Origin of the sequence: Polaribacter gangjinensis, assembly GCF_038024125.1 — a bacterium.
Lineage (GTDB): Bacteria > Bacteroidota > Bacteroidia > Flavobacteriales > Flavobacteriaceae > Polaribacter > Polaribacter gangjinensis.
Map to the genome: position 1 here is coordinate 478,090 of NZ_CP150662.1, position 25,834 is coordinate 503,923.

Annotated in this window: 25 protein-coding genes and 1 other RNA gene; 9 read left to right on the plus strand and 17 right to left on the minus strand. The window is 31.0% G+C overall.

Translation table 11 applies throughout. The features are described from left to right. Positions 1-2 precede the first annotated feature (2 nt). Entirely contained in the window at positions 3-617 is a 615-nt protein-coding gene (locus tag WHA43_RS02070; RefSeq protein WP_105045509.1) for a SatD family protein, read from the minus strand. 235 nt (positions 618-852) lie between these two features. Between WHA43_RS02070 and WHA43_RS02075 the strand changes: the two genes are divergently transcribed. From WHA43_RS02075 to WHA43_RS02105, 7 genes are all read left to right on the plus strand, one after another. Continuing rightward, positions 853-3,177 (plus strand): ATP-dependent helicase, encoded by a 2,325-nt coding sequence (locus tag WHA43_RS02075; protein WP_105045510.1) that lies wholly within the window; start codon positions 853-855, stop codon positions 3,175-3,177. A gap of 132 nt (positions 3,178-3,309) precedes the next feature. Then, positions 3,310-3,951, plus strand: coding sequence for a DUF4290 domain-containing protein (locus WHA43_RS02080; RefSeq protein ID WP_105045511.1), 642 nt, complete (start codon positions 3,310-3,312; stop codon positions 3,949-3,951). 3 nt (positions 3,952-3,954) lie between these two features. Beyond that, positions 3,955-5,265, plus strand: a complete 1,311-nt coding sequence (gene murA, locus WHA43_RS02085) for a UDP-N-acetylglucosamine 1-carboxyvinyltransferase (protein WP_105045512.1) — start codon at positions 3,955-3,957, stop codon at positions 5,263-5,265. Between the two features lie 101 nt (positions 5,266-5,366). Beyond that, the gene (locus WHA43_RS02090) at positions 5,367-5,915 is read left to right on the plus strand and encodes a nucleotide exchange factor GrpE (RefSeq protein ID WP_105047252.1); all 549 of its coding nucleotides are present in this window, start codon (positions 5,367-5,369) and stop codon (positions 5,913-5,915) included. A gap of 78 nt (positions 5,916-5,993) precedes the next feature. Beyond that, the gene (gene dnaJ, locus WHA43_RS02095; protein ID WP_105045513.1) at positions 5,994-7,109 is read left to right on the plus strand and encodes a molecular chaperone DnaJ; all 1,116 of its coding nucleotides are present in this window, start codon (positions 5,994-5,996) and stop codon (positions 7,107-7,109) included. Positions 7,110-7,297: 188 nt separating this feature from the next. Beyond that, positions 7,298-7,613, plus strand: an RNA gene (gene rnpB, locus WHA43_RS02100) — RNase P RNA component class A. Between the two features lie 176 nt (positions 7,614-7,789). Continuing rightward, positions 7,790-10,060, plus strand: coding sequence for an aconitate hydratase (locus WHA43_RS02105; protein WP_105045514.1), 2,271 nt, complete (start codon positions 7,790-7,792; stop codon positions 10,058-10,060). 71 nt (positions 10,061-10,131) lie between these two features. Here WHA43_RS02105 and WHA43_RS02110 read toward each other — a convergent pair whose 3' ends face one another. Next, positions 10,132-10,479, minus strand: coding sequence for a hypothetical protein (locus WHA43_RS02110; RefSeq protein WP_105045515.1), 348 nt, complete (start codon positions 10,477-10,479; stop codon positions 10,132-10,134). Between the two features lie 151 nt (positions 10,480-10,630). Continuing rightward, positions 10,631-12,835 (minus strand): endonuclease MutS2, encoded by a 2,205-nt coding sequence (locus WHA43_RS02115; protein WP_105045516.1) that lies wholly within the window; start codon positions 12,833-12,835, stop codon positions 10,631-10,633. A gap of 37 nt (positions 12,836-12,872) precedes the next feature. On the opposite strand from WHA43_RS02115, the gene WHA43_RS02120 reads away from it, so the two are divergent. Next, on the plus strand, positions 12,873-13,538 hold the full coding sequence (locus tag WHA43_RS02120) for a uracil-DNA glycosylase (RefSeq protein ID WP_105045517.1): 666 nt from the start codon (positions 12,873-12,875) through the stop codon (positions 13,536-13,538). A gap of 56 nt (positions 13,539-13,594) precedes the next feature. Here WHA43_RS02120 and WHA43_RS02125 read toward each other — a convergent pair whose 3' ends face one another. The 11 genes from WHA43_RS02125 to WHA43_RS02175 all read right to left on the minus strand — a co-directional run bounded on the left by WHA43_RS02125 (position 13,595) and on the right by WHA43_RS02175 (position 20,187). Further along, positions 13,595-13,735: a hypothetical protein gene (locus WHA43_RS02125; RefSeq protein WP_170039494.1), complete on the minus strand. Its 141-nt coding sequence runs from the start codon at positions 13,733-13,735 to the stop codon at positions 13,595-13,597. Positions 13,736-13,753: 18 nt separating this feature from the next. Then, positions 13,754-14,614: a substrate-binding domain-containing protein gene (locus tag WHA43_RS02130; RefSeq protein WP_105045518.1), complete on the minus strand. Its 861-nt coding sequence runs from the start codon at positions 14,612-14,614 to the stop codon at positions 13,754-13,756. Then, entirely contained in the window at positions 14,615-15,484 is an 870-nt protein-coding gene (locus WHA43_RS02135) for a nucleoside phosphorylase (protein ID WP_105045519.1), read from the minus strand. Continuing rightward, positions 15,485-16,429: a DUF1835 domain-containing protein gene (locus tag WHA43_RS02140; protein WP_105045520.1), complete on the minus strand. Its 945-nt coding sequence runs from the start codon at positions 16,427-16,429 to the stop codon at positions 15,485-15,487. A 44-nt stretch (positions 16,430-16,473) separates the two neighbouring features. Then, positions 16,474-16,797, minus strand: a complete 324-nt coding sequence (locus tag WHA43_RS02145; protein WP_105045521.1) for a translation initiation factor — start codon at positions 16,795-16,797, stop codon at positions 16,474-16,476. Then, positions 16,797-17,744 carry an isopenicillin N synthase family dioxygenase gene (locus tag WHA43_RS02150; RefSeq protein ID WP_105045522.1) on the minus strand — a complete coding sequence of 316 codons (948 nt, stop codon included), beginning with the start codon at positions 17,742-17,744 and terminating at the stop codon, positions 16,797-16,799. Before WHA43_RS02150 ends, WHA43_RS02145 begins: the two co-directional genes overlap by 1 nt. Before the next feature lie 51 nt (positions 17,745-17,795). Then, entirely contained in the window at positions 17,796-18,497 is a 702-nt protein-coding gene (locus WHA43_RS02155; RefSeq protein WP_170039497.1) for a DUF6048 family protein, read from the minus strand. Continuing rightward, the gene (locus WHA43_RS02160; protein WP_105045524.1) at positions 18,478-18,942 is read right to left on the minus strand and encodes a DUF6452 family protein; all 465 of its coding nucleotides are present in this window, start codon (positions 18,940-18,942) and stop codon (positions 18,478-18,480) included. Before WHA43_RS02160 ends, WHA43_RS02155 begins: the two co-directional genes overlap by 20 nt. Then, complete coding sequence (locus tag WHA43_RS02165; protein ID WP_105045525.1) at positions 18,929-19,234, minus strand: 4a-hydroxytetrahydrobiopterin dehydratase; 306 nt, start codon at positions 19,232-19,234, stop codon at positions 18,929-18,931. Before WHA43_RS02165 ends, WHA43_RS02160 begins: the two co-directional genes overlap by 14 nt. A 136-nt stretch (positions 19,235-19,370) precedes the next feature. Further along, the gene (locus tag WHA43_RS02170) at positions 19,371-19,628 is read right to left on the minus strand and encodes an FUSC family protein (protein WP_105045526.1); all 258 of its coding nucleotides are present in this window, start codon (positions 19,626-19,628) and stop codon (positions 19,371-19,373) included. A 28-nt stretch (positions 19,629-19,656) separates the two neighbouring features. Further along, entirely contained in the window at positions 19,657-20,187 is a 531-nt protein-coding gene (locus tag WHA43_RS02175) for a hypothetical protein (RefSeq protein WP_146104886.1), read from the minus strand. Positions 20,188-20,637: 450 nt separating this feature from the next. Between WHA43_RS02175 and guaB the strand changes: the two genes are divergently transcribed. Then, entirely contained in the window at positions 20,638-22,113 is a 1,476-nt protein-coding gene (gene guaB / locus WHA43_RS02180) for an IMP dehydrogenase (RefSeq protein WP_105045528.1), read from the plus strand. Between the two features lie 76 nt (positions 22,114-22,189). Here guaB and WHA43_RS02185 read toward each other — a convergent pair whose 3' ends face one another. From WHA43_RS02185 to WHA43_RS02195, 3 genes are all read right to left on the minus strand, one after another. Further along, positions 22,190-23,368: an aspartate aminotransferase family protein gene (locus WHA43_RS02185; protein ID WP_105045529.1), complete on the minus strand. Its 1,179-nt coding sequence runs from the start codon at positions 23,366-23,368 to the stop codon at positions 22,190-22,192. A 3-nt stretch (positions 23,369-23,371) separates the two neighbouring features. Further along, positions 23,372-24,994, minus strand: coding sequence for an OstA-like protein (locus tag WHA43_RS02190; protein ID WP_105045530.1), 1,623 nt, complete (start codon positions 24,992-24,994; stop codon positions 23,372-23,374). Between the two features lie 74 nt (positions 24,995-25,068). Next, positions 25,069-25,797, minus strand: coding sequence for a hemerythrin domain-containing protein (locus WHA43_RS02195; RefSeq protein WP_105045531.1), 729 nt, complete (start codon positions 25,795-25,797; stop codon positions 25,069-25,071). Between the last annotated feature and the right edge of the window lie 37 nt (positions 25,798-25,834).

The window sequence follows — 25,834 nt, forward strand, 5'->3', positions numbered from 1 at the left end:
ACTTATTGGGATATTTTTTTTGAAATTTGTTTTCTAAAGTGTGTTTCCAATTTCATTAATGGCTCAATTCCTGCGCGTTTTTGACGCTCACTCACACTCCCTTGAGAAATTCCCAATAATGTTGCAATATCTTTTTGAGTAGCTTCTTTATTTTCTGATGCAATTTTAAAAATCTCGGCAGAATTTATTGTCCAATTGTCTATTGTCATTAGTGCGAGTTCAAAAAAAAGATTGAATTCATCGTCAATTTCTTGCCAAGGAGTTTTAACTGCCAACGTTTGTTTTTTTAAATAATTATCAAATGCAATTCCCGAATTTATAAATGCTTCTCCATTTGCTTCCGTAATTTTATTGGTGTTAAATTCTTTTTCCCCAATTCCAATACCAATTCTTACATTAATATTTTCAATATTTTTTAGAGTAGCTTTGATTTTAAGTGCTGATAAAAAAGCGTCTTCAGGATTTGAAATCTCCAATTGAAAGCTATCACCTCTGTAAATTTGCCAATTTTTTGGAGTTGTGCCAAAAGTTTCCAAAGTCATTTTTAAAGTTTTTAACCAAGAACTTTCTTTATTTTTTCTAGAATTAATTAGATCACCTGTTAATATGCTTGTCATATTTTTTAAATTTCAAAGCTAAATTAGTAAAATTTTTCATAAAAATCTAATTTTATCTGCTAATAAGCAGATATTTTAATTTATCTGCCTAAAAGCAGATATTTTAATTTATCTGTTCTTAAGCAGATATTTTAAATTCCCGAACTTAAAAACTATGTGAATAAGTTGTCACAAAGTTGCTTTATAAAAACAAATACTTTCAGTAATTTCACAATTTTAATTTCTCAAAAAAATAATGTCAAATTCCTATTTAGATTCTTTAAACGAAGCTCAAAAAAGAGCAGTGTTGCAAAAAGATGGTCCTATGATTATCATTGCAGGTGCTGGCTCAGGAAAAACTAGAGTATTAACCTACAGAATTGCGCATTTAATGCAACAGGGTGTAGATGCTTTCAATATACTTTCGCTAACTTTTACCAATAAAGCTGCAAAAGAAATGAAAGAAAGAATTGCAAAAGTGGTTGGTGTAAGTGAAGCAAAAAATTTATGGATGGGAACTTTTCACGCTGTTTTTGCAAGAATTTTACGTACTGAAGCTGATAAATTAGGATTTCCAACCAATTTTACCATTTACGACACTCAAGATTCTGTAAGATTATTGACAGCTATTATCAAAGAAATGGATTTGGACAAAGAACAGTACAAACCAAAACAAGTCTATAGCAGAATTTCATCTTTCAAAAATAATTTAATAACTGTAAGAGCGTATTTCAATAATCCTGAATTGCAAGAGGCTGACTTAATGGCAAGCAGGCCAAAAATTGGAGAAATTTATCGAGAATATGTAAATAGATGTTTTAAATCTGGAGCTATGGATTTTGACGATTTATTGCTCAGAACCAATGAATTATTGGCACGTTTTCCTGATGTTTTGGCAAAATATCAAGATCGTTTTCGATACATCATGGTTGATGAGTATCAAGATACCAATCATTCACAATACATTATTATCAGAGCTTTGGCTGATCGTTTTCAAAATATTTGCGTTGTGGGTGATGATTCGCAAAGTATTTATAGTTTTAGAGGAGCCAATATTCAAAATATTTTAAACTTTCAAAAAGATTATCCAGAGGTAAAAACCTTTAAATTGGAGCAAAATTATCGTTCCACAAAAAATATTGTGAACGCAGCAAATTCGGTAATCGCTCAAAATAAAACAAAATTAGACAAAGATGTTTGGACATCTAATGATAGTGGCGAATCTATTTATGTGATGCGTTCCATTTCTGATGGAGAAGAAGGTCGTTTTGTGGCTCAATCTATTTGGGAAAACATGATGAATCATCAATTAAAACCTGATGTTTTTTGTGTGTTGTATCGAACAAATTCGCAATCAAGAGCCATAGAAGATGCGTTGCGTAAGAAAAATATCGATTATAAAATTTATGGTGGAACGTCTTTTTATCAGCGAAAAGAAATCAAAGATGTATTGTCTTATTTGCGATTATTAATCAATCCAAATGATGAAGAAGCTTTAGTGAGAGTTATCAATTATCCTATTCGTGGAATTGGAGCCACAACAATTGATAAATTAACAATTGCTGCAAACTTATACAAAAAATCAATTTTTGACATCATTTTAAATATTCATAAAATTGATATTCAATTAAATGCACCAACTAAAAACAAATTGCAAGATTTTTCGAATATGATTCAGCGTTTTCAGATAGAAGCACAATCAAAAAATGCTTTTGAAGTTGCTGAGTTGGTAGTAAAACAAACCAGATTGATTCCTGAACTCGAAAAAGAAGGCACTCCTGAAGCAGTGAGCAGAGTTGAAAATATTCAGGAATTGTTAAACGGAATCAAAGATTTTATAACCGATAAAATTGAGCAAGGAGAAAATGCTTCACTAACCACATTTTTAGAAGATGTTGCCTTGGCTACAGATTTTGATGCTGACAAAGAAAATGACGATCCAAAAGTAGCTTTAATGAGTATTCATCAATCTAAAGGATTGGAATTTGAATATGTTTATATTGTAGGTTTAGAAGAAAATTTATTCCCATCTGCCATGAGTATGAATACTCGAATTGAATTGGAAGAAGAACGAAGATTATTTTATGTAGCACTTACAAGAGCTGAAAAAGTGGCGTATTTAAGTTACGCACAAACGCGTTACAGATGGGGAAAATTAGTTGATGCGGAACCTAGCCGTTTTTTGGAAGAAATAGATGAAAAGTATCTTCATTATATGACTCCAAAAACACCTGAACCATCCACGAATAAATTTATTGATGCTAATTTATTTGATGATGCGCCAAAAGGAATCCGTTTTCAAAAACCATTAATTCGAAAAAAAATAGAACGAAATATTGTAGAAAATAAGGAAGTAAATTTTACAAAAAATTTTAAAAAAGTTTTAGAAAATACTTCAAATACCAATTTATTTGATACTGAAGTTATTGTCGGGAATATTGTGGAGCACAATCGTTTTGGAAAAGGAGAAGTACTTTCATTAGAAGGAAATGGCGCTAACAAAAAAGCTGAAATTCAGTTTGGTACCGTTGGAAAAAAGAAATTATTATTACAATTTGCCAAGTTAAAAGTAATTGGTTAGCCTCTTTAAAATATTTTTAAAATGCAACTGAATAAATGAGAATTATTACCTAATTTGCGACCTTTAAAAACTTCAAAAAATAAGAGTAAAAACTTGAATATTTTCAAGTAAACTTCACAAAAATATTGATACATGACATTTGATTTAGAATACAACTCAGAAAGACCCATCATGATAATTCCTGAATATGGAAGACATGTTCAAAAATTGATTGATCATTGCATGACACTTGAAACAAAAGAAGAGAGAAATATCATGGCAAGAGCTATTGTGGATGTGATGGGAAACTTACAACCTCATTTACGTGATGTTCCTGATTTTAAACACAAATTGTGGGATCAATTATTTATCATGTCCGATTTTATGTTGGATGCAGATTCTCCTTATCCAACACCATCAAAAGAGGAATTACAAGAAAAACCTGAACCATTAGCATATCCAAAATCGGCTTCTAAATACCGCTATTATGGCACAAATATGCAAACCATGATTGATGTTGCTTTAAGCTGGGAAGAAGGAGATTTAAAAGAAGCTTTGATTTTTACAATTGCAAATCATATGAAAAAATGTTATTTGAATTGGAATAAAGATACAGTTGATGATGCAATTATTTTCAATCATTTATATGATTTGTCTGGTGGAAAAATAGATTTACGCGATTCTAAAGAAGAATTATCAGATACTAAAGAATTGATGAAAAAAAGAAATACGCAAGGGCAAAACACTTCAAAAAACTCTAAAAAACAATCATTTACCAAAAACCGAAAAAGATAAAATATGGCATCTTTTAAAATTGAAGGCGGACATAAATTAGGTGGTACAATAACTCCACAAGGCGCAAAAAATGAAGTTTTGCAAATTCTTTGCGCAGTTTTATTAACTCCAGAAAAAGTAGTTGTTCACAACGTTCCTGATATTATCGATGTTAATAAATTGATTTTTATCTTAGGAGAATTAGGAGTTAAAATTGAAAAATTAGGGAAAAATTCATTTTCCTTTCAAGCAGATGAAATTAACCTGCCTTATTTAGAATCAGCCGATTTTAGACGAGATGGCAGTTCTTTAAGAGGTTCTATTATGATTGTAGGACCATTATTAGCACGTTTTGGAAAAGGATTTATTCCAAAACCTGGAGGTGATAAAATCGGAAGAAGACGTTTAGATACTCATTTTGAAGGATTTATAAATTTAGGCGCTACTTTTAGATATAACAAAGAAGAACATTTTTACGGAGTTGAAGCATCAGAATTAAAAGGTACTGATATGCTTTTAGACGAAGCCTCTGTAACAGGAACTGCCAATATTTTAATGGCTGCAGTTTTGGCAAAAGGAAAAACAACTATTTACAACGCAGCTTGCGAACCTTATATTCAACAATTATGCAAAATGTTGAATTCAATGGGCGCAAAAATTACAGGAGTAGGTTCTAATCTTTTAACAATTGAAGGCGTTACAAATTTAGGAGGATGTGAGCACAGAGTCTTGCCAGATATGATTGAAATCGGTTCTTGGATTGGAGTTGCAGTGATGACAAAATCTGAATTAACAATCAAAAATGTTAGCTGGGAAAATTTAGGACAAATTCCTAATGTGTTTAGAAAACTCGGAATTCAGTTCGAAAAAAGAAAAGATGATATTTACATTCCTGCACAAGAAAGTTACGAAATACAAAATTATATCGATGGTTCTGTTTTAACTGTTGCTGATGCACCTTGGCCAGGTTTTACGCCAGATTTATTGAGTATTATTTTAGTTATTGCGACTCAAGCAAATGGAACTGTTTTGATTCATCAAAAAATGTTTGAAAGTCGCTTGTTTTTCGTAGATAAATTGATTGACATGGGCGCAAAAGTAATTTTATGTGATCCACATAGAGCTACTGTTATTGGTTTAAATCATCAATCACAATTAAAAGCAACCAAAATGACTTCTCCTGATATCAGAGCAGGAATTTCTTTGCTTATTGCTGCACTTTCTGCCAAAGGAACTAGTATCATAAATAATATCGAACAAATTGATAGAGGTTATGAAAATATAGAAGCAAGATTAAAATCTATTGGAGCAAAAATTGAAAGAATTGAAGATTAATTTTCACTAATCTAATCCTATAAAATAGTGTCATTTTGACACTATTTTTTTATTGGCAATATTTTTGAAATAAAATGAAAAGTTTAAAAGATTTTTTAAAGATGAGTAAAAAAGATAAGATACAAGGTGAAGCGCTAATTAGCGAACAAGATAATATCCAAGATGTTCAAAATGAAGAAGTTGCAGAAGAAATAAAGAAAGAAGAACCTACTGCAGAAGATTTAATTCAAGCAGAAAAAGATAAGTTTTTACGTCTTTTTGCTGAATTCGAAAACTATAAGAAAAGAACATCAAAAGAAAGGATAGAACTTTTTAAAACGGCTGGTCAAGAATTAATGACATCTTTACTGCCAATTGTTGATGATTTTGAACGTGCTTTAAATCATATAGAAGAATCTCCAGAAACCGAAGAATTAAGAAAAGGTGTCTCTTTGATTTATCAAAAATTTTTCAATACCCTAGAGCAAAAAGGATTAACTAAAATTGAGGTAAGTGGTGGAGATGCTTTTGATGCAGAAGTGCATGAAGCAATTACTCAAATTCCTGCCCCAACAGAAGATTTAAAAGGAAAAGTAATTGATTGTTTAGAAAAAGGATATAAATTAGGAGATAAAATTATTCGATACCCAAAGGTGGTTATAGGACAATAAATTGATATAAATTTCAGTCTCAGTTTTCAGTAAACAAAGTTACTGCCAACTGCAACTGAAAACTGAAAACATAACAATATGGCAAAACAAGATTATTACGAAGTATTAGGTATTTCAAGATCTGCAAGTCAGGCCGATATTAAAAAAGCCTATAGAAAAATGGCAATAAAATATCACCCTGATAAAAATCCGAATGATAAAACTGCTGAAGAAAATTTTAAAAAAGCAGCAGAAGCTTACGAAATTTTGAGTGATGAAAATAAAAAAGCTCGTTACGATCAATATGGTCATGCAGCTTTTGAAGGTGCACAAGGTGGAGGAGGCTTTGGAGGCGGCATGAATATGGATGATATTTTCAGTCAGTTTGGTGATATTTTTGGCGGTGGATTTGGTGGTTTTGGTGGAGGCCAAAGACAACAAGCACGTGTGAAAGGAAGCAATATGCGAATTCGAGTAAAACTTACATTGGATGAAATTGCAAAAGGTGTTGAAAAGAAAGTAAAAGTTCGTAGAAAAGTTCAAGCAGATGGTGTAAGATATTCAACTTGCTCAACATGTAATGGTACAGGCCAACAAATGCGAGTAACCAATACTATTTTAGGAAGAATGCAAACAGCTACCACTTGTGGAAGTTGTGGTGGAGCAGGAGAAACTTTGAGCAACAGACCTGATGGAGCAGATGCACAAGGATTGGTTTTTAAAGAAGAAACCGTTTCAATAAATATTCCTGCGGGAGTAACAGAAGGTGTTCAACTAAAAGTAGGTGGAAAAGGAAATGAAGCTCCAGGCAAAAACTCAATTCCTGGAGATTTATTAGTAGTGATTGAAGAAGTTGAACATGAAAATTTAAAAAGAGAGGGTATTAATATTCATTATGATTTATACATTAGTTATCCAGAAGCAGTTTTAGGAACAAATAAAGAAGTTGAAACAGTTTCAGGAAAGGTAAAAATCAAAATTGATGCTGGAACACAATCTGGTAAAATTTTGCGCTTAAAAGGAAAAGGATTGCCAAGTATCGAACGTTATGGAACAGGTGATTTCCTTATACACATTAATGTTTGGACACCTCAAGAATTAAACAAAGAGCAACGTAAGTTCTTTGAATCGATGTTAGAACACGAAAACTTTATTCCTAATCCGAATAAATCAGATAAATCTTTTTTTGAAAAAGTAAAGGATATGTTTTCTTAACTAAATGCTATTTTTTTAATTTGATAATTTTTTTATTAAAATATTTTCACATTAAAAATTTAATAAATATATTTGTAGTGTTATTGAGTAATCGATAACACTTTTTCTTTTTCATAGCAATTTTTCCCACTCAAGTTTTTAATTTGAGTGGGTTTTTTTATGAATTTAATCGTTACTTTTACCAACTGAAAGCAGACTTATCTTATCACCGTGAATTCATTTCAAGGAGGAAAGTCCGAACACCAAAGAGTAATCATAGCGGATAACATCCGTCCAGTGTAAACTGAGGACAAGTGCAACAGAAAGCAAGTACAGTTCGGCTGTAGTGAAACCAGGTAAACTCTATGAGGTGCAATGCCATGTATATTAGAGCTTGAGGGCTACTCGCTCGATTCTAAAGGGTAGGCAGATAGATTCTAAGAGTAATTTTAGAACTAGATAAATGATAAGAATCCTAAACTGGTTTTTAGGATACAGAATTCGGCTTACAAGTCTGCTTTTTTATTTTATGAATTCTTCAATAAAAATCAAATATTGATTTAAAAACATCAATTAAATTTTGATTTTCTAAAAAATAGCTTTTATTTATCAATAAATTACAGCTATCTATTATTTATTTTTTAAAATTGGTTTAATTGATGTAAATTTGTTATCGACAAAAAACCTTAAAAACTTTATATATGGCTTTTGATATTGAAATGATTAAGCAGGTCTATGCTTCTATGTCAGAACGTGTTGATGCAGCTCGAAAAATTACTGGAAAACCCTTAACACTAGCAGAGAAAATTTTATATTCACATCTTTGGGATGGAACACCAACCAAAGCATTTTCTAGAGGAAAAGATTACGTTGATTTTGCTCCAGATAGAATTGCTTGTCAAGACGCAACAGCTCAAATGGCATTGCTTCAATTTATGCAAGCTGGAAAAGCCAAAGTTGCTGTTCCAACTACAGTTCATTGTGATCATTTAATTCAGGCTAAAAGTGGTGCTTTCGAAGATTTAAAACATGCTAATAGCACAAGTAGTGAGGTTTTTAATTTTTTAGAATCCGTTTCAAACAAATACGGAATTGGTTTTTGGAAACCAGGTGCAGGTATTATTCATCAAGTAGTTTTAGAAAATTATGCATTTCCAGGAGGAATGATGATCGGAACAGATTCACATACTGTAAATGCAGGTGGTTTAGGAATGGTTGCAATTGGAGTTGGTGGTGCTGATGCTGTTGATGTTATGGCAGGAATGGCTTGGGAGTTGAAATTTCCAAAATTAATTGGTGTAAAATTAACTGGTAAATTATCTGGTTGGACAGCTCCAAAAGACGTAATTTTAAAAGTGGCAGAAATCCTAACTGTAAAAGGTGGAACAGGAGCAATTGTTGAATATTTTGGTCCTGGTGCTACAGCTATGTCTTGTACTGGAAAAGGTACTATTTGTAATATGGGTGCTGAAATTGGTGCAACAACATCAACATTTGGTTATGATGAGTCTATGGAGCGTTATTTACGAGCTACAGATAGAGAAGATGTTGCTAACGAAGCTAATAAAATTAAAGAATATTTAACTGCAGACCCTGAAGTATATGCAAATCCTGAGTTGTATTTTGATCAAGTAATTGAAATCAATCTATCAGAATTGGGGCCTTTATTAAACGGACCTTTTACACCAGATTTATCAACTCCAGTTGGAAAAGAAATGGCTGAGAAAGCAGCAGCACATGATTGGCCAATGCAAGTTGAATGGGGATTAATAGGTTCTTGTACAAATTCATCTTACGAAGATTTGTCAAGAGCAGCTTCAATTGCTCAGCAAGCTTTGGATAAAGGTTTAAAAACAAAAGCAGAATTTGGAATCAATCCTGGGTCTGAACAAGTAAGATATACTGCAGAAAGAGATGGAATTTTAGCTGTTTTTGAAAAATTAGATGCCAAAATATTCACTAATGCTTGTGGTCCTTGTATTGGTCAATGGGCAAGATATTCTGATCCAAAAAATGCTCCTAAAAACAGTATTGTTCACTCTTTCAACAGAAACTTTGCAAAAAGAGCTGATGGAAATCCAAATACACACGCGTTTGTGGCTTCTCCAGAAATCACAGCTGCCATTGCAATTGCAGGTCGTTTAGATTTTAATCCAATGACTGATACTTTAATCAATGAAAATGGTGAAGAAGTAATGTTGGATGAACCAACAGGATGGGAATTACCTCCAAAAGGTTTTGAAGTAAAAGACAATGGATATTTAGCTCCTAAAGAGGATGGAAGTGATGTGATTGTTTCAGTTGATGAAAACTCAGAGAGATTACAACTATTAGCGCCATTTGAACCAATTGGAAATTCAATTAAAAATGCAAAACTTTTAATCAAAGCATTTGGTAAATGTACTACTGATCACATTTCTATGGCTGGTCCTTGGTTGCGTTTTAGAGGTCATTTAGACAATATTGCAAACAACACGTTGATTGGTGCTGTGAATGCATTCAATCAAAAAACTAATTTTGTAAAAAACCAATTGACAGGCGAATATGATGCTGTGCCTGCAGTTCAAAGAGCTTATAAAGCTGCTGGAATCAAAACGGTTGTTGTTGGTGATCATAATTATGGTGAAGGTTCATCTAGAGAGCATGCTGCAATGCAACCTAGATTCTTAGGTGTTGCTGCTGTAATTGTAAAATCTTTTGCAAGAATCCATGAAACAAACCTTAAAAAACAAGGAATGTTAGGTTTAACGTTTGCCAACGAAGCTGATTATGATTTAATTCAAGAGGATGATACTATCAATTTCTTAGACTTGAATGAATTTGCACCAGACAAGCAATTAACAGTTGAATTTGTTCACGCTGATGGTAGCAAGGATGTTATCAAGTTGAATCACACGTATAATCAAGCTCAAATTGAATGGTTTAATGAAGGTTCTGCATTGAATTTAATTAAAGTTCAAAATGCTAAATAATTCATATTAGTATTCAAAAAAAAAGAGAAATCAATAATTGATTTCTCTTTTTTTTTGTGATAGACTTTAAATTACGCTCCTTTATTAATTTTCACAGGCATTTTGTATATCTCTCCTTTTTGAATTCCTTTTGTTATGATTTTTTTGTAATTCAATTTTGATTTTACAAATGAATTGAAGTCTTTCAAATTAGAATCAACATCAATAACAACCAACTCATTTTGATTGTTAATCATAAATGAAACTTCGGCTGATGAAGTTGATTTTAAATCTAAAGGAATTTTATCTCCTAGAAATTTCATAATTTCAGAACGCAATTCTGAAGTAACTTTTGATGGATCTTTTTCTGCAGCATTTGCTGAAAAGGAAATTGTCAAACTAAAAAGTAAGATGGCAATGATTGATTTTAAATTTCTCATAATGTGTGTATTAAGTTTTTATGTTTTCTTAATAGACACTTATATTTAAAAAACGTTTCAGTAAAAAGTAGACTTTAATAGATTATTAACAGACTTAAACTGATTTTAAGAAATTGTACTTTGATAAAAATTATTGATTTACCAAAAGAAATTACTTTGCTTTTTCTACCAATTCCAATTTATCTAAACTAGTTTTTGTAGTAAAAATGCCATAATTGATAATGACCGTTTTTTTATCAATTTTATCGATCGTTCCAACAGAATTTGAATCGATAATTCGCACTCTGTCATTAATTTTGAAGTGGTAATTTTGTTTTTCTTTGGCAACTTTTTCAGCTTCAATTTTCTTTTCCTCTCTTACTTTTACCACTTTTTTTAAGACTTCATTTTCAACTTGTTGAATGATTTCTTCTTGTCTTTTTTTATGAATGATGGCTTGCTGTTTTTGAGAAACTGTTTTTGGCTTTTCAGGATTTTTTTTCAAATGTTTTACACGTTCATCTGCAACCCATTTGTTGAAATTTGCCAACAATTCTTTTTTATTATTGGTCTGAAAATACTTGTTTAAATATTCATTAATTTTTCTTCCAAAAGACAACATTTTTTGGTTGTTGTCATACAATTCTTGAAAACCTTCTAATTTTTCTTGAATTTTTTGTTCTTTTTGTTGTAAATTTTCTAAATACTCAAGCTCCTGTACTTTTTGTTTCTCAAGATTTTCTGAGTTTTTTTGGAGTCTATTTCGCTCTTGTTGTAGTTTAGAAATGGTTTTATCTAAACGTATTTTTTCATTTTCAACTCTTTTTTTGGCTTTGTTTATCAAACTAAATGGAATGCCATTTTTTTGTGCAACTTCAAATGTGAATGAACTACCTGCTTGACCAACAAACAATTTATACAAAGGTTCTAAAGTTCGTTCATCAAATTGCATATTGGCATTGGTTACGTTTTCCAATTCGTTTGCCAACACTTTTAAATTAGAATAATGAGTGGTAATAATTCCGAAAGCTTTTTTCTGATAAAATTCTTCTAAGAAAATTTCAGCCAAAGCACCACCCAATTCAGGATCAGTTCCTGTGCCAAATTCATCAATTAAAAACAAGGTATTTTCATCACATTTTTTTAAAAAGTGACGCATGTTTTTCAATCGATAACTATAAGTACTTAATTGATTTTCAATAGATTGATTATCTCCAATATCTGTTAAGATAGTATCAAAAATATATGATTCACTACGCTCATCCACAGGAATTAACAACCCACTTTGCAACATAACTTGCAGCAATCCAATTGTTTTTAAAGTGATACTTTTTCCTCCTGCATTGGGTCCTGAAATTACAATAATTTGTTGATTTTCTTGTAAAGTTATTGTTTGTGAAACAGTATCAATTCCATTTTCTTTATTCTTTTTCCACAAAATAGGATGATACGCATTTTTAAAGAAAATCTTTTTAGTCTTAGTAATTTTAGGCAATACACTTTGATGTTGATGAGCATATTTTGCCTTTGCTCCAACAACATCTAAATGGGTTAAAAATGCGATATATTCTTGTAAAAGTGAAACAAATGGGCGAATTGTTGTTGCTAAATCACGTAAAATTTTAATGATTTCTTGCTTTTCTTCGTACAATAAATTTTGATATTCGCGCGAATATGATAAGGTTGCTTGTGGCGCAATGTAAACAATACTGCCAGATTTTGAAGCTCCTAGCAAACTACCTTCCACTTTTCTTCTGTACATTGCCATCACAGCCAAAACACGTTGATTGTCAATTACAGTTTCTTTAATATCGTCTAAATATCCTGCCGAATTTGCTTTGGATAAGGCGCTTGAAAAACTTGCTCCAATTTTTCCGCGAATTGAATTGATATCTTTTCTAATTTGCTTCAATTCAGGAGAGGCATTGTTTTTTACTTCGCCAGAAATCTCAATTATTTGTTTGATTTCATCATTGATATAAGTAGAGAATTCTATTTTTTGAGTCAATTCAAAAAAAGTTGGAAATAGTAATTGAAATTTTTTGAAAAATAAAATCAATTCATTTACTGTCAGTGATGTTTTGGCAACTTTTAAAAAAGCATCTGTTTCAATAAAACTGTTTTCAATAGCCAATCTTTTAACACTATCTGTGATATCATCAAAACCATGATTTGGGACTCTGTTGTCATTCTGAAAAGAAGATACATACTCATTTACCAAATGCAATTCTTTAAAAAGGGCTTTTCTGGAGTAAAAAGGTTTAATTTCAAGAACTTTTTCTTTTCCTAAACCAGAAATACAATGTGCGGAAACATGTTTTAAAACCGTTAAAAATTCTAAATCTTGTAATGTTTTTTCTGATATGTTTTTACCCAAAATGTTATCTTTGAAATCCCTGCAAAAATAAGAAACAATGCAAGTAAAAATAGCGGATAGTTGGAAAAATATTTTACAATCAGAATTTGAAAAACCGTATTTTGAATCACTTTCAGAGTTCGTAAAATCAGAGTATAAGCAATATACTTGTTATCCAAAAGGAAGTGAAATTTTTGCTGCGTTTGATAATTGTAGTTTTGATGATTTAAAAGTGGTTCTTATTGGTCAAGATCCTTATCACGGACCTAATCAAGCAAATGGTTTGTGTTTTTCTGTGCATGATGGCATTCCTCATCCACCATCATTAATCAATATTTTTAAAGAACTGTCTGCTGATTTAAATGTTCCATATCCACAAAGTGGTAATCTAGAAAAATGGGCAAAGCAAGGAGTTTTGCTGCTAAATGCAACACTAACTGTGAGAGCCAATGAAGCAGGAAGTCATCAAAAAAGAGGCTGGGAAACGTTTACAGATGCTGTGATTCAACAAATTTCAAAAGAAAAAATGCATGTTGTTTTTTTACTTTGGGGCGGATTTGCCAAACAAAAAATGAAGTTGATCGATGTAAAAAAACATTGTGTTTTAACCACAGGTCATCCTTCGCCTTTGAGTGCCAATAGAGGATATTGGTTTGGAAATAAACATTTTTCGAAAACAAATAAAATGCTCGAAAATATGGGTAAATCTGCTATTAAGTGGTAATAAAAAAATCCGCTTAAAGCGGATTCATCGAATTTGAAGTTAAGAAACAAATGATGTTATGATACATTCACTTGTTGAATTGTTGTTTGGTTAATCACTACATTATTTGCTAAACCACATGAAGAAGAAGTACTTCTACAAGATGAAAAACATACGATTCCTAAAACACTAATGGCAATGAGTACAATTTTTTTCATGGATACTTTTTTTACGATTTAAAGATATATATTTTTTATGAATTCGTTTGCGTTTTTCTTCTCTTGTAAAACGTTCAATGAAATCATTTTATTTTGAATCCTTGCAATTAAATTTTTGGTTATTGGTTTACCTGCATTCCATTCAGTTATTTTTAACCACTCTTCAATATCTGTTGTTTTTTGCTGATATCTTAAAGCTAAAGTTGTTGCAATTTCATCTCTTTGCTTAAAAATTAGTATTTCTGCATTAATGATGTTCAATACTTTTTTTACATCTTCTAAATTATTATCTAAAACTTCATCACGAACTGCAATCACAAAACATGTCCATGGAGTGGGGCAGTCTGCAATTCTTCTAAAAATACCTTCATCAACCAAGGGTTTTGTAGTGAAGTGTTCCCACATAAAATAATCTGCAGTTCCGTTTTTTAAAGCGTCAATTCCTCCTTGTAAATTGCCAATTTCTACAAATTGTAGTTTAGAAACATCCCAATTTTGATTGTAAGCATTTACAATTGCCATCAAATGTGAACCCGAACCAAATCTGCTAATAGCAATTTTGGCATGTTTTAAATCTTCCATTTTTTTAAATTTGGATGATTTTTCAACATGAATTCCCCAAATTAGAGGAGATTTCACATAGGTTTGTACAATTTTTGACGGATTTCCAGCAGCAATATCTTTGATAATTCCTTCAGTTAAAACAATGGCAATATCCAAAGTTCCATCTCTCAAAGCAGCACACATATCTCCAGTTCCACCAGGAAAATCTTTCCAACGAAGATTGATATTTTGTTTGGTATATTCTTTATTTTTTAAAGTGATGTACCAGGGATAATTGAAATGCTCTGGAACGCCACCTACTTTTAAATCAATCATTTATGCGGTTAATTTTTCAAGAGTGTACAAAATTAAATCTGCGACCACTTTTGAAGGATTTTTACTAAAGGTGCCATTGGCTCTGTTGGCAATAATGGCATTCATGGAAACAGCTCTGTGTCCTTGCAATTTTGATAATCCATAAATTGCAGAAGTTTCCATTTCTAAATTGGTAATTCTATTGCCTTCAAATGAAAAACTATCAATTTTATGATTCAGTGTAGCATCTTCTAATGCCAAACGCAATACACGTCCTTGTGGCCCGTAAAACCCACCAGCTGTGGCAGTTATTCCTTGAAAAACAATGTTTGATGCTAGAGAGTTTGCCAATTCTTGTGAATTGGAAACAATGATTGGAGCAGCTTTTTTAGCACTCCAATTGGTGTGTTTTACAAAAGCATTTTCAATTTCTGGATTTGAAATAGACTCGATTTGATACGAATGCAACAAACCTGTCATGTCTAAACCATGCGTACTCAACACAAACGAATCAACAGGAATATCAGCTTGTAACGAACCAGAAGTTCCAATACGAACAAAGGAGAGTTGTGTTAATTTTTCTTTGATTTTTCTAGTAGATAAATCAATATTTACTAAAGCATCTAATTCATTCAATACAATGTCTATATTATCAGGTCCAATACCCGTTGAAATTACAGAAAATCGTTTGTTTTTATAGCTACCTGTAGTGGTTTTAAATTCACGTTTTTGGGTTGTAAACTCAATATTATCAAAGTGTTTGGTAACTTTATCAACACGATCTTGATCACCAACCAAAATGATATTTGTGGCAATATTTTTGGGTTTTAAATTCAGATGATAAACACTACCATCTGGATTTAAAATTAATTCTGAGGATTCTAAACTCATTTATGTAGTAATTTGTAAGAGCTTATGTGAACTAGATTGGTATAAAAAACTGTATTTTTTTGAACCACCTAAATAAGTATCTTCATTTCTAATTTGACCGTAAAAATTGAGTTGCTTTTCTAAAACCTCTTTTCCTTTTTTTGAAATTTTTACAGGATTGAGAGATGAAAAAAGCTTGTGTAAATTTTTAAGGTGATTTTCATATTGTAAATCTCCAAAACCATAAACTTCATCTTCATTTAGAAGATTGGTTATCAACTCACTTTTTGATTTAAACTGATGTGAATTCGCTGTTTTTAAAATGTTATTTTCAACAAAGTTTAATCCATTTTCTATGGATGGAAAACGTTTTAAATGCGCCTCAATTGCAGTAGCTAAATGCTGAAATGGCGACATTGGGTTGAATTTATAAACTGTTTCTAATCGCAAAGGACTATCAGAACAATACAATTGCCAAATATAATCTGCATATTCAATATCATCTTGCGAAAGTGTTACTCTGTTTTTATAGAATGAATTGATTTGCTCTTCTGAAAGTAATGAAAACCCAGTGTTTTTATGATTTTTTGCATCAATTCCAACACCAATCAATGAAATTTGATAACCTTGTCTGTATCTTTTAATCCAACTTAACACAGCCAACATATTGATTTGACAAAATAAATCTGATTCAAACCACAAAACGATTTCGTCTTGTTCTTTCTTTTTACAAAGATTTCTATATTCTTTTAAGGTAAATTCAATAAAGGTCTGTTTGTTAACTTTATAGGCTGTCTTTAAAAAATCGAAACGATGTTTCCAAAAAGTTTCACTTCCTACATCCGTAGTTGTTTTTCCTTCACAAAGCATTTCACGCCAAGTTATAAATTCTCCAGAAAAGCCTATTTTTTTAAGATGAGTAGTAGTACTATCTCCATTAGTAATGTGTAAAATTGATGCCTTCATAATCTTTTTTAACTTTTTTGAATTTCTAATTACTTTAGAAGAATTTATCCGCCAACACGTTTCACTTTAAATCCTTTTTCTTGAAGTAGTTTCATAATTTTATCACGATAATCTCCTTGTATAATGATTGCATCGTCTTTAAAACTTCCTCCTACAGAAAGTAAAGTTTTGATTTCTTTAGCTAAAATTTTAAAATCGTTTGATGAACCATTAAAACCCTCAATAATCGTTATAGGTTTTCCTTTTCGTTTTTCATACTTGCAAATTAAAGGTTCAGTTTGCCACCAAAAATCATTTTTTTTATTGGCTGATTCTTCCTCAACAATATGTTCAGGAAATAAATTTTTCAATTGATCTTTTAAATCCATTATTTTTTCAATCCTAAATCACGTAAACGCTCGTCTAAAAATTCACCTGCAGTGATGTCTTCAAATTGTTTTGGATTGTTTTCATCAATACAATTTTCTAAAACATTCAATTTCATATCAGAAATTGGATGCATAAAAAACGGAATAGAATATCTTGATGTGCCCCACAATTCTCTTGGCGGATTAATCACTCTATGAATGGTTGATTTCAGTTTATTATTACTGTGACGTGATAACATATCACCCACATTAATCATCAATTCATCTGGCTCAGCCATGGCATCAATCCAATCACCATTGTGATTTTGCACTTGCAATCCTTTGCCTTGAGCACCCATCAATAAAGTTATTAAATTGATATCTCCATGAGCAGCAGCTCTTTCAGCTCCTTTTGGCTCATCTTGAATAGGAGGGTAGTGAATAGGGCGCAATATGCTATTGCCATTTTTGATGTAATTGTCAAAATAAGTTTCTTCTAAGCCTAAGTGCAATGCCAAAGCTCGCAACACGTATTTGGCAGTTTTTTCTAGCATTTTGTATGCTTCTTTACCAATTTCATTGAATTTCGGTAATTCTTCTACAATAACATTGGCAGGATATTCAGCTTCTAAAGCAGGATTGTCTTCAACATATTGACCAAAATGCCAAAATTCTTTCAAATCTCCTTCTTTTTTACCTTTGGCAGCTTCTTTACCAAAAGAAACATAACCTCTTTGACCTCCAATTCCTGGAATCTCATATTTTTCTTTGATTTCTAGAGGTAAATCAAAAAAGTTTTTAACTTCTTGATATAAATCTTCGACTAATTTATCATCTAAAAAATGACCTTTTAAAGCTACAAATCCTATGTTTTCGTAAGCATTTCCTATTTCTTTGATAAATTTTTGTTTTTTTATTGGATCATCTGACAAAAAATCAGCTAAGTGTACACTAGGTATCGTATTCATGAGGTGTTTATAATTTGGGCAATAAATTTAATAAAAAAATTAAACCTAATCTTATTTTTTGGTGAATGGTATTAAATAACTCAACGTATAGTTGAAACCAAAACCTGTTCCGCTATCAAAAATTCTATTGAAACCCGGAGAATAAAGCGTTTTGAAATTATTAGGTTCTTTTACACTTATCAAAACTTTGTAAGAGACACTTGCGCTTATAAAAAAGTTTTTCAATGTTTCTACTTTAAAACCTACCATAAATTCTGTCCAATGTGCATTTACATTGGATGTTTCATTGGTAAGTATTGGATTTGCAGGGAAATAAGTGGTATTTACGTTTGGAGTATAACTGTTTAAGGTTTGCTCAAAAAAGCTTAATCCATAACGCATCCCAAGAAAAATTTCGTTATTCATATCCAACCAATTTTCATACGCATTGAAATTGAATCCTGCTCTTATATAAGTTCCTTTTGCGGTAGAATTGGTATAATCTTCTTGGGTATTTTCTTCTTCAAAACCAATTTCAGTAGCGATAAACATGCGTTTTGAAATTCGGTAATCTGCTACAAATTCCAATCCGTTATAACTGCCATCCACAGCTGTTTTAATAGGTTTACTGATGTCAACTCCTATACGAATACCAAAAGGTGATTTGTAAACAATGGAATCTTTCTTTGTATTTAAAGTGTCTGTTTTTTGTGTTTGTGAAAAACTTTCAACAGTCATAAACAACACAAAAACGCTAATGAAATATTTGAACATGTGCTGCATTTTGGTTGTTAATAGTGGTGGTAGTTGCATTGAAATCTAAAATCCAAGTATTGTTGGAGTTGAAAATAACATCGTTAAAATTTACTTTAAATCCGCAAGAACGAGAAACATAAATTTCAGAAGGAGAGTATGAAATTGTGAATTGATTTACAATATTTCCTTTAGAGAAATTGTAAATTGTTTCATTGGCAATGCTATTTAATGGAATAGCAATAGAATCTAAAGATTGATTTACTATAATACTGTCTTTACCAGAAGCCCAAACATATAATGATTCAACAGCTTTAGGTTGAGTTTTATTATTTATGTCATAAAAACGTAGTACCAATCTAGGTGTTACCGGATTTTGAGTACAAAAATCATCTTTTTCACAACCTGAGATTATGAAAAATAAAACAAAACCAAAACAGATTTGTAATATGCTATTCTTCTTCATCAATTTCTTCAACTTCTACAATTTTATTGATAATAGTCGCTAATTGAAAATCCAAATCAGTTACACCACCTGCATCATGAGTTGTTAAGGTAATTTGAAGTGTATTGTAAATATTTGTCCATTCTGGATGATGATTCAAAGCTTCACACTCAAAAGCAATTCTGTTCATGGCTGACATACAGTCTTTGAAGTTATCAAATTCAAAATCTGTGTGCAAAGCATCATCATAATATTCCCAATCAACCAAATGCGTCAATCGTTCTTCGATTTCTAAAATGTTCAATTTTTCCATGATTCAAAAGTAGTAAAATCTTGATTGATAAACGATATTTACAGTTTGAATTTATGTGAAGATTTTTAGTAAAATTACCAATATCAAAAATTCATTTGACAAAATTATCTTTTGATGACAGATGAAATTTAATTTTTTAGCTGTTAGAAGATAAATTTCTTTTTTTCAATTCTTCTGATAATGCTTTATGAGTTTTAGATTTTTTTAAAAATATATAAATCAAAAACACGGGAATCAATGTAACTAAACCCCATGAATTTTTGGAAACACTAAATATGATTATGCCTATCATAAAGCCAATAAAAAAAGCATCAAAAATAGGAGAAGGCTTTATTTTGTTAAATTCATCTAACAGTTCTTCGTCTGTAAGATTTGCTATTTCTTCAGGTTTCATTTGTGATGAAAAATTATCTCAGGAATAACTATTTTTTCAAATCAATAATAATTACTCCTTCAAAAGAATCAGAAGTGTATTTCGCAATTTCTGAAGGTTTTTTGATAACATTTACCGATTTTATTTTATGAGTTTCAATTTTAGAAAGTTCTTTTTTTGTGATTTTTTTTCCGTCTAAAATATAAAGTACATTATCTTTTTCTATTTCTCTAGATGCAATATCATCAATGGTTTTTTGATATTTTTTGGTAACAATCATAATAACACCATTTTTACTTTGTTCACCATACAGAACATCAAGAATTGGTTGCTCTTTTGATACAATACTGATACTTACAATTTCTTCATCAGAAAAGCTAAAAGTATCCAATTCATTGGAAGTCAACACTTTTTCGTCAACAACAATTACTGGATTTTCCGATATTTTTTGCTCTTTAATTGATTTTTTAATGAAATCTGCAATTTTATTTTTATCCGCACTTTTATCCGAAAGTAAATAGCTTTGAGAGAATGTGCTCATTGTTAAAAATCCAAGTACTATTAATAAGGCGTTTTTCATAATATGCTTTTTTAGTTTGTTTATAAAGTATTCTTTAAACCCTAAAAATTAGGATTATTTTAAAAAACTAATGTAGTAATAAAAAACGGAAGTTTTTGATAGTAAATAAGTTACTTGAATTAAAATGGTGTTAAAGTTTTTAAAATTAAAAGATAAAACAAATAAAGATAAATCTATTAAAGGTTTTAGAACTACTTTTAAATAATCAATATATAAAAGTCAAAATTTAATTTTTATGCTTTCTGCTGATTACACATTCACTTTACATATTTATAATAATCATGGTAAATACAAGTAATTAATTCAACTTATTGATTCAAAAAATTATAAAATCAAAAGAATAGTAAAGTTTTTCTGATGAAATTATTTACCCTTTTTAAATTAAAGCCTTACAATCCTTTCAAAACAAATTATAAATCGTAAATTTGCACGCAATTATATCTTAATTGCATCATGACACACGAAAATAAAATTCTTGGGGAAGGTTTAACATACGATGACGTACTTTTAGTCCCTGCTTTTTCAAGCGTATTACCAAGAGAAGTAAGCATTCAAACAAAATTTTCCAGAAATATTACCATCAACGTTCCTATTGTTTCGGCAGCTATGGATACAGTTACAGAAGCAGCTTTAGCTATTGCTATGGCTAGAGAAGGAGGTATAGGAGTTTTGCACAAAAACATGTCTATTGAACAACAAGCTTTAGAAGTTAGAAAAGTAAAACGTGCAGAAAGTGGAATGATTCTAGATCCAGTAACACTCCCTTTAACAGCAACTGTTTTTGATGCAAAAGCCAATATGCGTGAGCATAGCATTGGAGGAATTCCGATTGTTAATGAAACAGGAATTTTAAAAGGAATTGTAACCAACAGAGATTTACGTTTTGAACATGATGATAAACGTCCGATTGTAAAAGTGATGACGAAAGAAAACTTGATTACTGCAGACGTTGGAACCTCATTAAAAGATGCCGAAATCATTCTACAAAAAAATAAAATCGAAAAATTACTAATTGTTGATAAAGACTATCATTTAAAAGGATTGATTACTTTTAGAGATATTACTAAAGTAACTCAAAAACCAATTGCGAATAAAGATTCATTTGGAAGATTGATGGTTGCAGCTGCAGTTGGAGTTACTGCAGATACTTTAGATAGAACAGAAGCGCTTGTAAATGCTGGTGTTGATGCCATTGTAATTGATACTGCTCACGGACATTCAGCAGGAGTTGCCAAAGTATTGATGGAAGTAAAAAAACATTTCCCAAATTTAGATGTTGTGGTTGGTAATATTGCTACTGCAGAAGCTGCACAATTTTTGGTTGCAGCAGGTGCTGATGCTGTAAAAGTAGGAATTGGCCCAGGTTCTATTTGTACTACAAGAGTGGTTGCAGGTGTTGGATTTCCTCAGTTTTCAGCAATTTTAGAGGTTGCAGCTGCTATCAAAGGAAGTGGTGTGCCTGTGATTGCAGATGGTGGAATTCGTTATACTGGTGATATCCCAAAAGCAATTGCAGCAGGTGCAGATTCAGTAATGTTAGGTTCACTATTAGCAGGAACCAAAGAATCGCCAGGAGAAACCATCATTTATGAAGGTCGTAAATTTAAATCATATAGAGGAATGGGTTCTGTTGAAGCCATGAGACAAGGTTCAAAAGATCGTTATTTTCAGGATGTAGAAGATGATATCAAGAAATTAGTTCCTGAAGGAATTGTTGGACGTGTTCCTTACAAAGGTGATTTGTTTGAAAGTATTCATCAATTTATTGGTGGCTTGCGTGCAGGAATGGGTTATTGTGGTGCAAAAGACATTGAGACTTTAAAAGAGACTGGAAAATTCGTAAGAATTACTGCAAGTGGAATTGTAGAAAGTCATCCACATGATGTTGCGATTACCAAAGAAGCACCAAATTACAGCAGAAGATAGCAATAAAATTATTTGAAAAAATACTTTATATAAAAAAACCTAATCACTTATTAAATAGTAGATTAGGTTTTTTATTTCAAGCTATTTCATTCAGAGTTTCAAGAATGATTTCACAGCCCAGCTTAATTTCTTCATCAGAAATTGTAAGGGGAGGAGTGATGCGTAAAGCGCGTCCTTCAAATAACAAAAAGAATAAAATCAATCCTTTGTCTAGGCAATTATAAATAACGTTTGCAGCTAATTCAGGTGATTCTAACAACGCAATCAACATCAATCCTTTTCCACGGATTTCTTTAATTGCTGGATGTTGTAAATAAGTTCGGAATAATTGTTCTTTTCGCAAACAATCAGTCATTAAATTGCTGTGCAGAATTTCATTCATAGTGGCATTTGCAGCTGCAGCAATAACTGGATGTCCTGCAAAGGTAGAAATATGTCCTAATTTAGGATTATTTTTCAACAAACTCATGTACTCAAAAGACGCTATAAAAGCGCCTATGGGCATGCCTCCTCCTAAACCTTTTCCTGTAATAATAATATCCGGAATTACATCGTAATTTTCAAATCCCCAAAAAGTACCTGTTCTGCCAATTCCAGTTTGAATTTCATCTAAAATTAATAAAGCGCCAACTTCTTCACAACGCTTTTTTACTTTCGTAAAATATCCATTTGTAGGTGCTATAAAACCAGCACCACCTTGAATTGTTTCTAAAATTACGGCAGCAGTTTGTTCAGTTATATTCGGAATTTCAGCTTCTTCATTGAAAGTAATAAATCGAATTCCAGGGATTAAAGGTCTAAACACTTGGTTTTGTTTTTCAACACCAGAAACACTCATAGAGCCTTGCGTATTTCCATGATATGATTGTTTTGCGGCAATAATTTCAGCTCTTTTTGTAACTCTCTTGGCTAATTTAATAGCTCCTTCAGTGGCTTCTGTCCCTGAATTGGTAATGTAAACAGCAGCATTTTCAATTGGAAAAGTTGAAGCCAATTGCTTGCATAAATCTACTTGTGGTTGTTGAATAAATTCACCATAAACCATTACATGCGTATATGCATCTAACTGATTTTTAATAGCTTCTGTAACTTTTGGATGATTATGTCCTAAACTATTCGCAGAAACTCCCGCAACAAAATCTAGGTATTTTTTTCCATCAGTTCCATAAATATAACTTCCTTTTGCATGCGAAATTTCAATAGCCAAAGGATGAGGAGATGTTTGAGCTTGGTATGTAAAAAAATCTGATTTCAATGATTAATTGATTTTTAAATCGGTCTTTTTATCTTTCTTTTCGGCATTTTTTTGATTAAGTCTATCCTCTTTTTTGGGAGGATTTCCTTTTCTAACAGGAGTTGTATCTCTTTGCCCATTGTTGATAAAAATGTCCTCTTTTGATTTGGGTTGTTCTTCTTCGCGCCAAATAAATCCTTTTAATTTCCGTAAATCATCAGGAAATTTTGAGGGAGGATAGGTTTTTCCATCAGATTTGGTTATGTATTTTATTGTCTCAATTTCTCCATTATCAAGCACAAATTCAATATTACTAGAAATTTCAACAGTAATGGTTTCCAAAATTTGAGTTTGTTCGTTTCTATTATAATAGACGGATTCTGCATTTCCTAAAACATGTAACATCCGCAGTTTGTTTTTCTCAAATTTACCCAACATATTCCTACCTTTTATTTGATTAAAATCATTAATAGAAAGAGAGTCTTTGGAAATAATAAAGGAATTGTCAAAAACCTTTAATGAGTCTAATTTCTTAGTTTCTTTGTTTGATAATAAGAAAATTGAATCGCCCGTAATTTGATTTTGTTCAGACCAAATCACAGGATTTCTGTACATTTTAGTAATTCCTTTTTCTTGATTTGTATAAATGGAATCGCATTTTCCTTGCAAATCAGATTTGAAAATTTTTACGTTGTGATAAGTTCTTATGATGCGTTTATCAGGTTTTCCAGTTACCAAAAGTGTGTCACCATGTACAAACATCGAATCTTTTTCGATAATTGAAATTGCAACAGCTTTTTTGATGATGAATAAAGAGTCTTTTTTCTCAAAAAACTCTGCATAATTTCCTTTTGAAACAAAGTTTTCGACAGTATCAATCACACGAATATTGTTTGTAGCAGAGGCAAAACCACGCTTTTTATCATAATATAAACTGTCACCTTCAATAGTTCTTTCTTTTAAAAAGATTTTGGCATTTTTTAAGAAATGAGAAATATCAGTTTTGGTATTGTAAAACCCTCTTTCGCAGTATATTTTGTTTTTATTTTGTTGATTGGTAATCGTTGAAGGACCATACAAATAAGCCAAACCAGTATCTGTATAATAATCTAAATGATTGGTTTCTAGATGATGTTCAGGATTTACAACAGTTACTCTAGTAGTTGCAATGAATTTTTTGGTTTCTAAATAATAATTGCCAACTCTACTTTTTAACGTATTTGTGGCATCTTTAATAGTTCCGTTTGTTTTGTAATATAACTTTTGATTGATTCTATCAAACTGTAAAGTATCTGTTGTTAAAGTCATTGTTGGATCTTTCAACACAACTTTTCCCCAAGAAAGTGCTTGTTTTGAGTTTGCATCATAATCTGCATAATCACTTGTTTGAGTAATTGTATCACCTTGTTTGATAAAAACATTTCCGAAAGCTTTGAAAAAATTTTGTTTTTGGTAATATAAGGCTTGTTGACATGTAAGTTCAACACCATCGTGAATCATTTTTACATTTCCAATCAAAATGTTGGCTCCAGGAAATTTTTCATCATTTACTTCCTGAATTTCAGCCTTGTAAGTGAGTTTTTTCTTTTCTTGGGAAAAAGAAATAAGGGAGAAGAAGCATAAAAATGAAACAAAAAGTCTTTTCAAAATGATAATTTTGATGCAAAAATAATGAAAAGAAGTTCGCTAGTTGATAATGAAAAGTTATTTTTTAAAAATGCTTAGTCCTGCAAATATTTTTTCTCTAATTCAAGTGCTTTTGGAAAAAGAATATTATTTTCTATATGAATATGATTGTGTAATTTTAACTCAAATTGTTTTAATTTATACAATAACAATTTAAAATTATTATCAATATCAGCATACAATTGATAATGATTTGTATGCTCTTTTATTTGATTCCACAAATTGCAAAATATTTTATGTTGTTTATCTAAATTATGCAAAATATCAATTAAAAAAGGTTTTTTATCAATAGCTTTTTCAGGGTATTTACTAGGTGAATTCAAAAATAAAATATAGGGAAATAGTGTTTTCTCTTCAATATGAATATGATGTTGAATTTCGGATGCAATTTTTTGGATGAGTAAAAAAAGTTCTTCAAATTCAGAGAGTTGTTTGCCATGAATTTCAAGAATTTTATTGGCTAATTTTTCAATAAAAAGAATGTTATCATTTTTAAATGGATGATCTATTTCTACTAAAAAATTTATCAGTAAATCTAAATCCCACACATTATAATTCTTCAAATAGGGTACTTTGCTATTGAGAGAATTTAATTCTTTTATAATTTCATCATACTGTAAATGATGTCTTTGACAAAGATTCTGCAAAGAAATATTAGAATTACTATTGTTTGAATAATTAATTCCATATTTTTGAAAGACTTCAGCAGCTGCAATATTTTCAACCATAAAGTCAATAACGGTTTTCGAGTTTAAATTATTCATAAGATCATAGTTTACAATGCAAATGTGTTTCAAAATT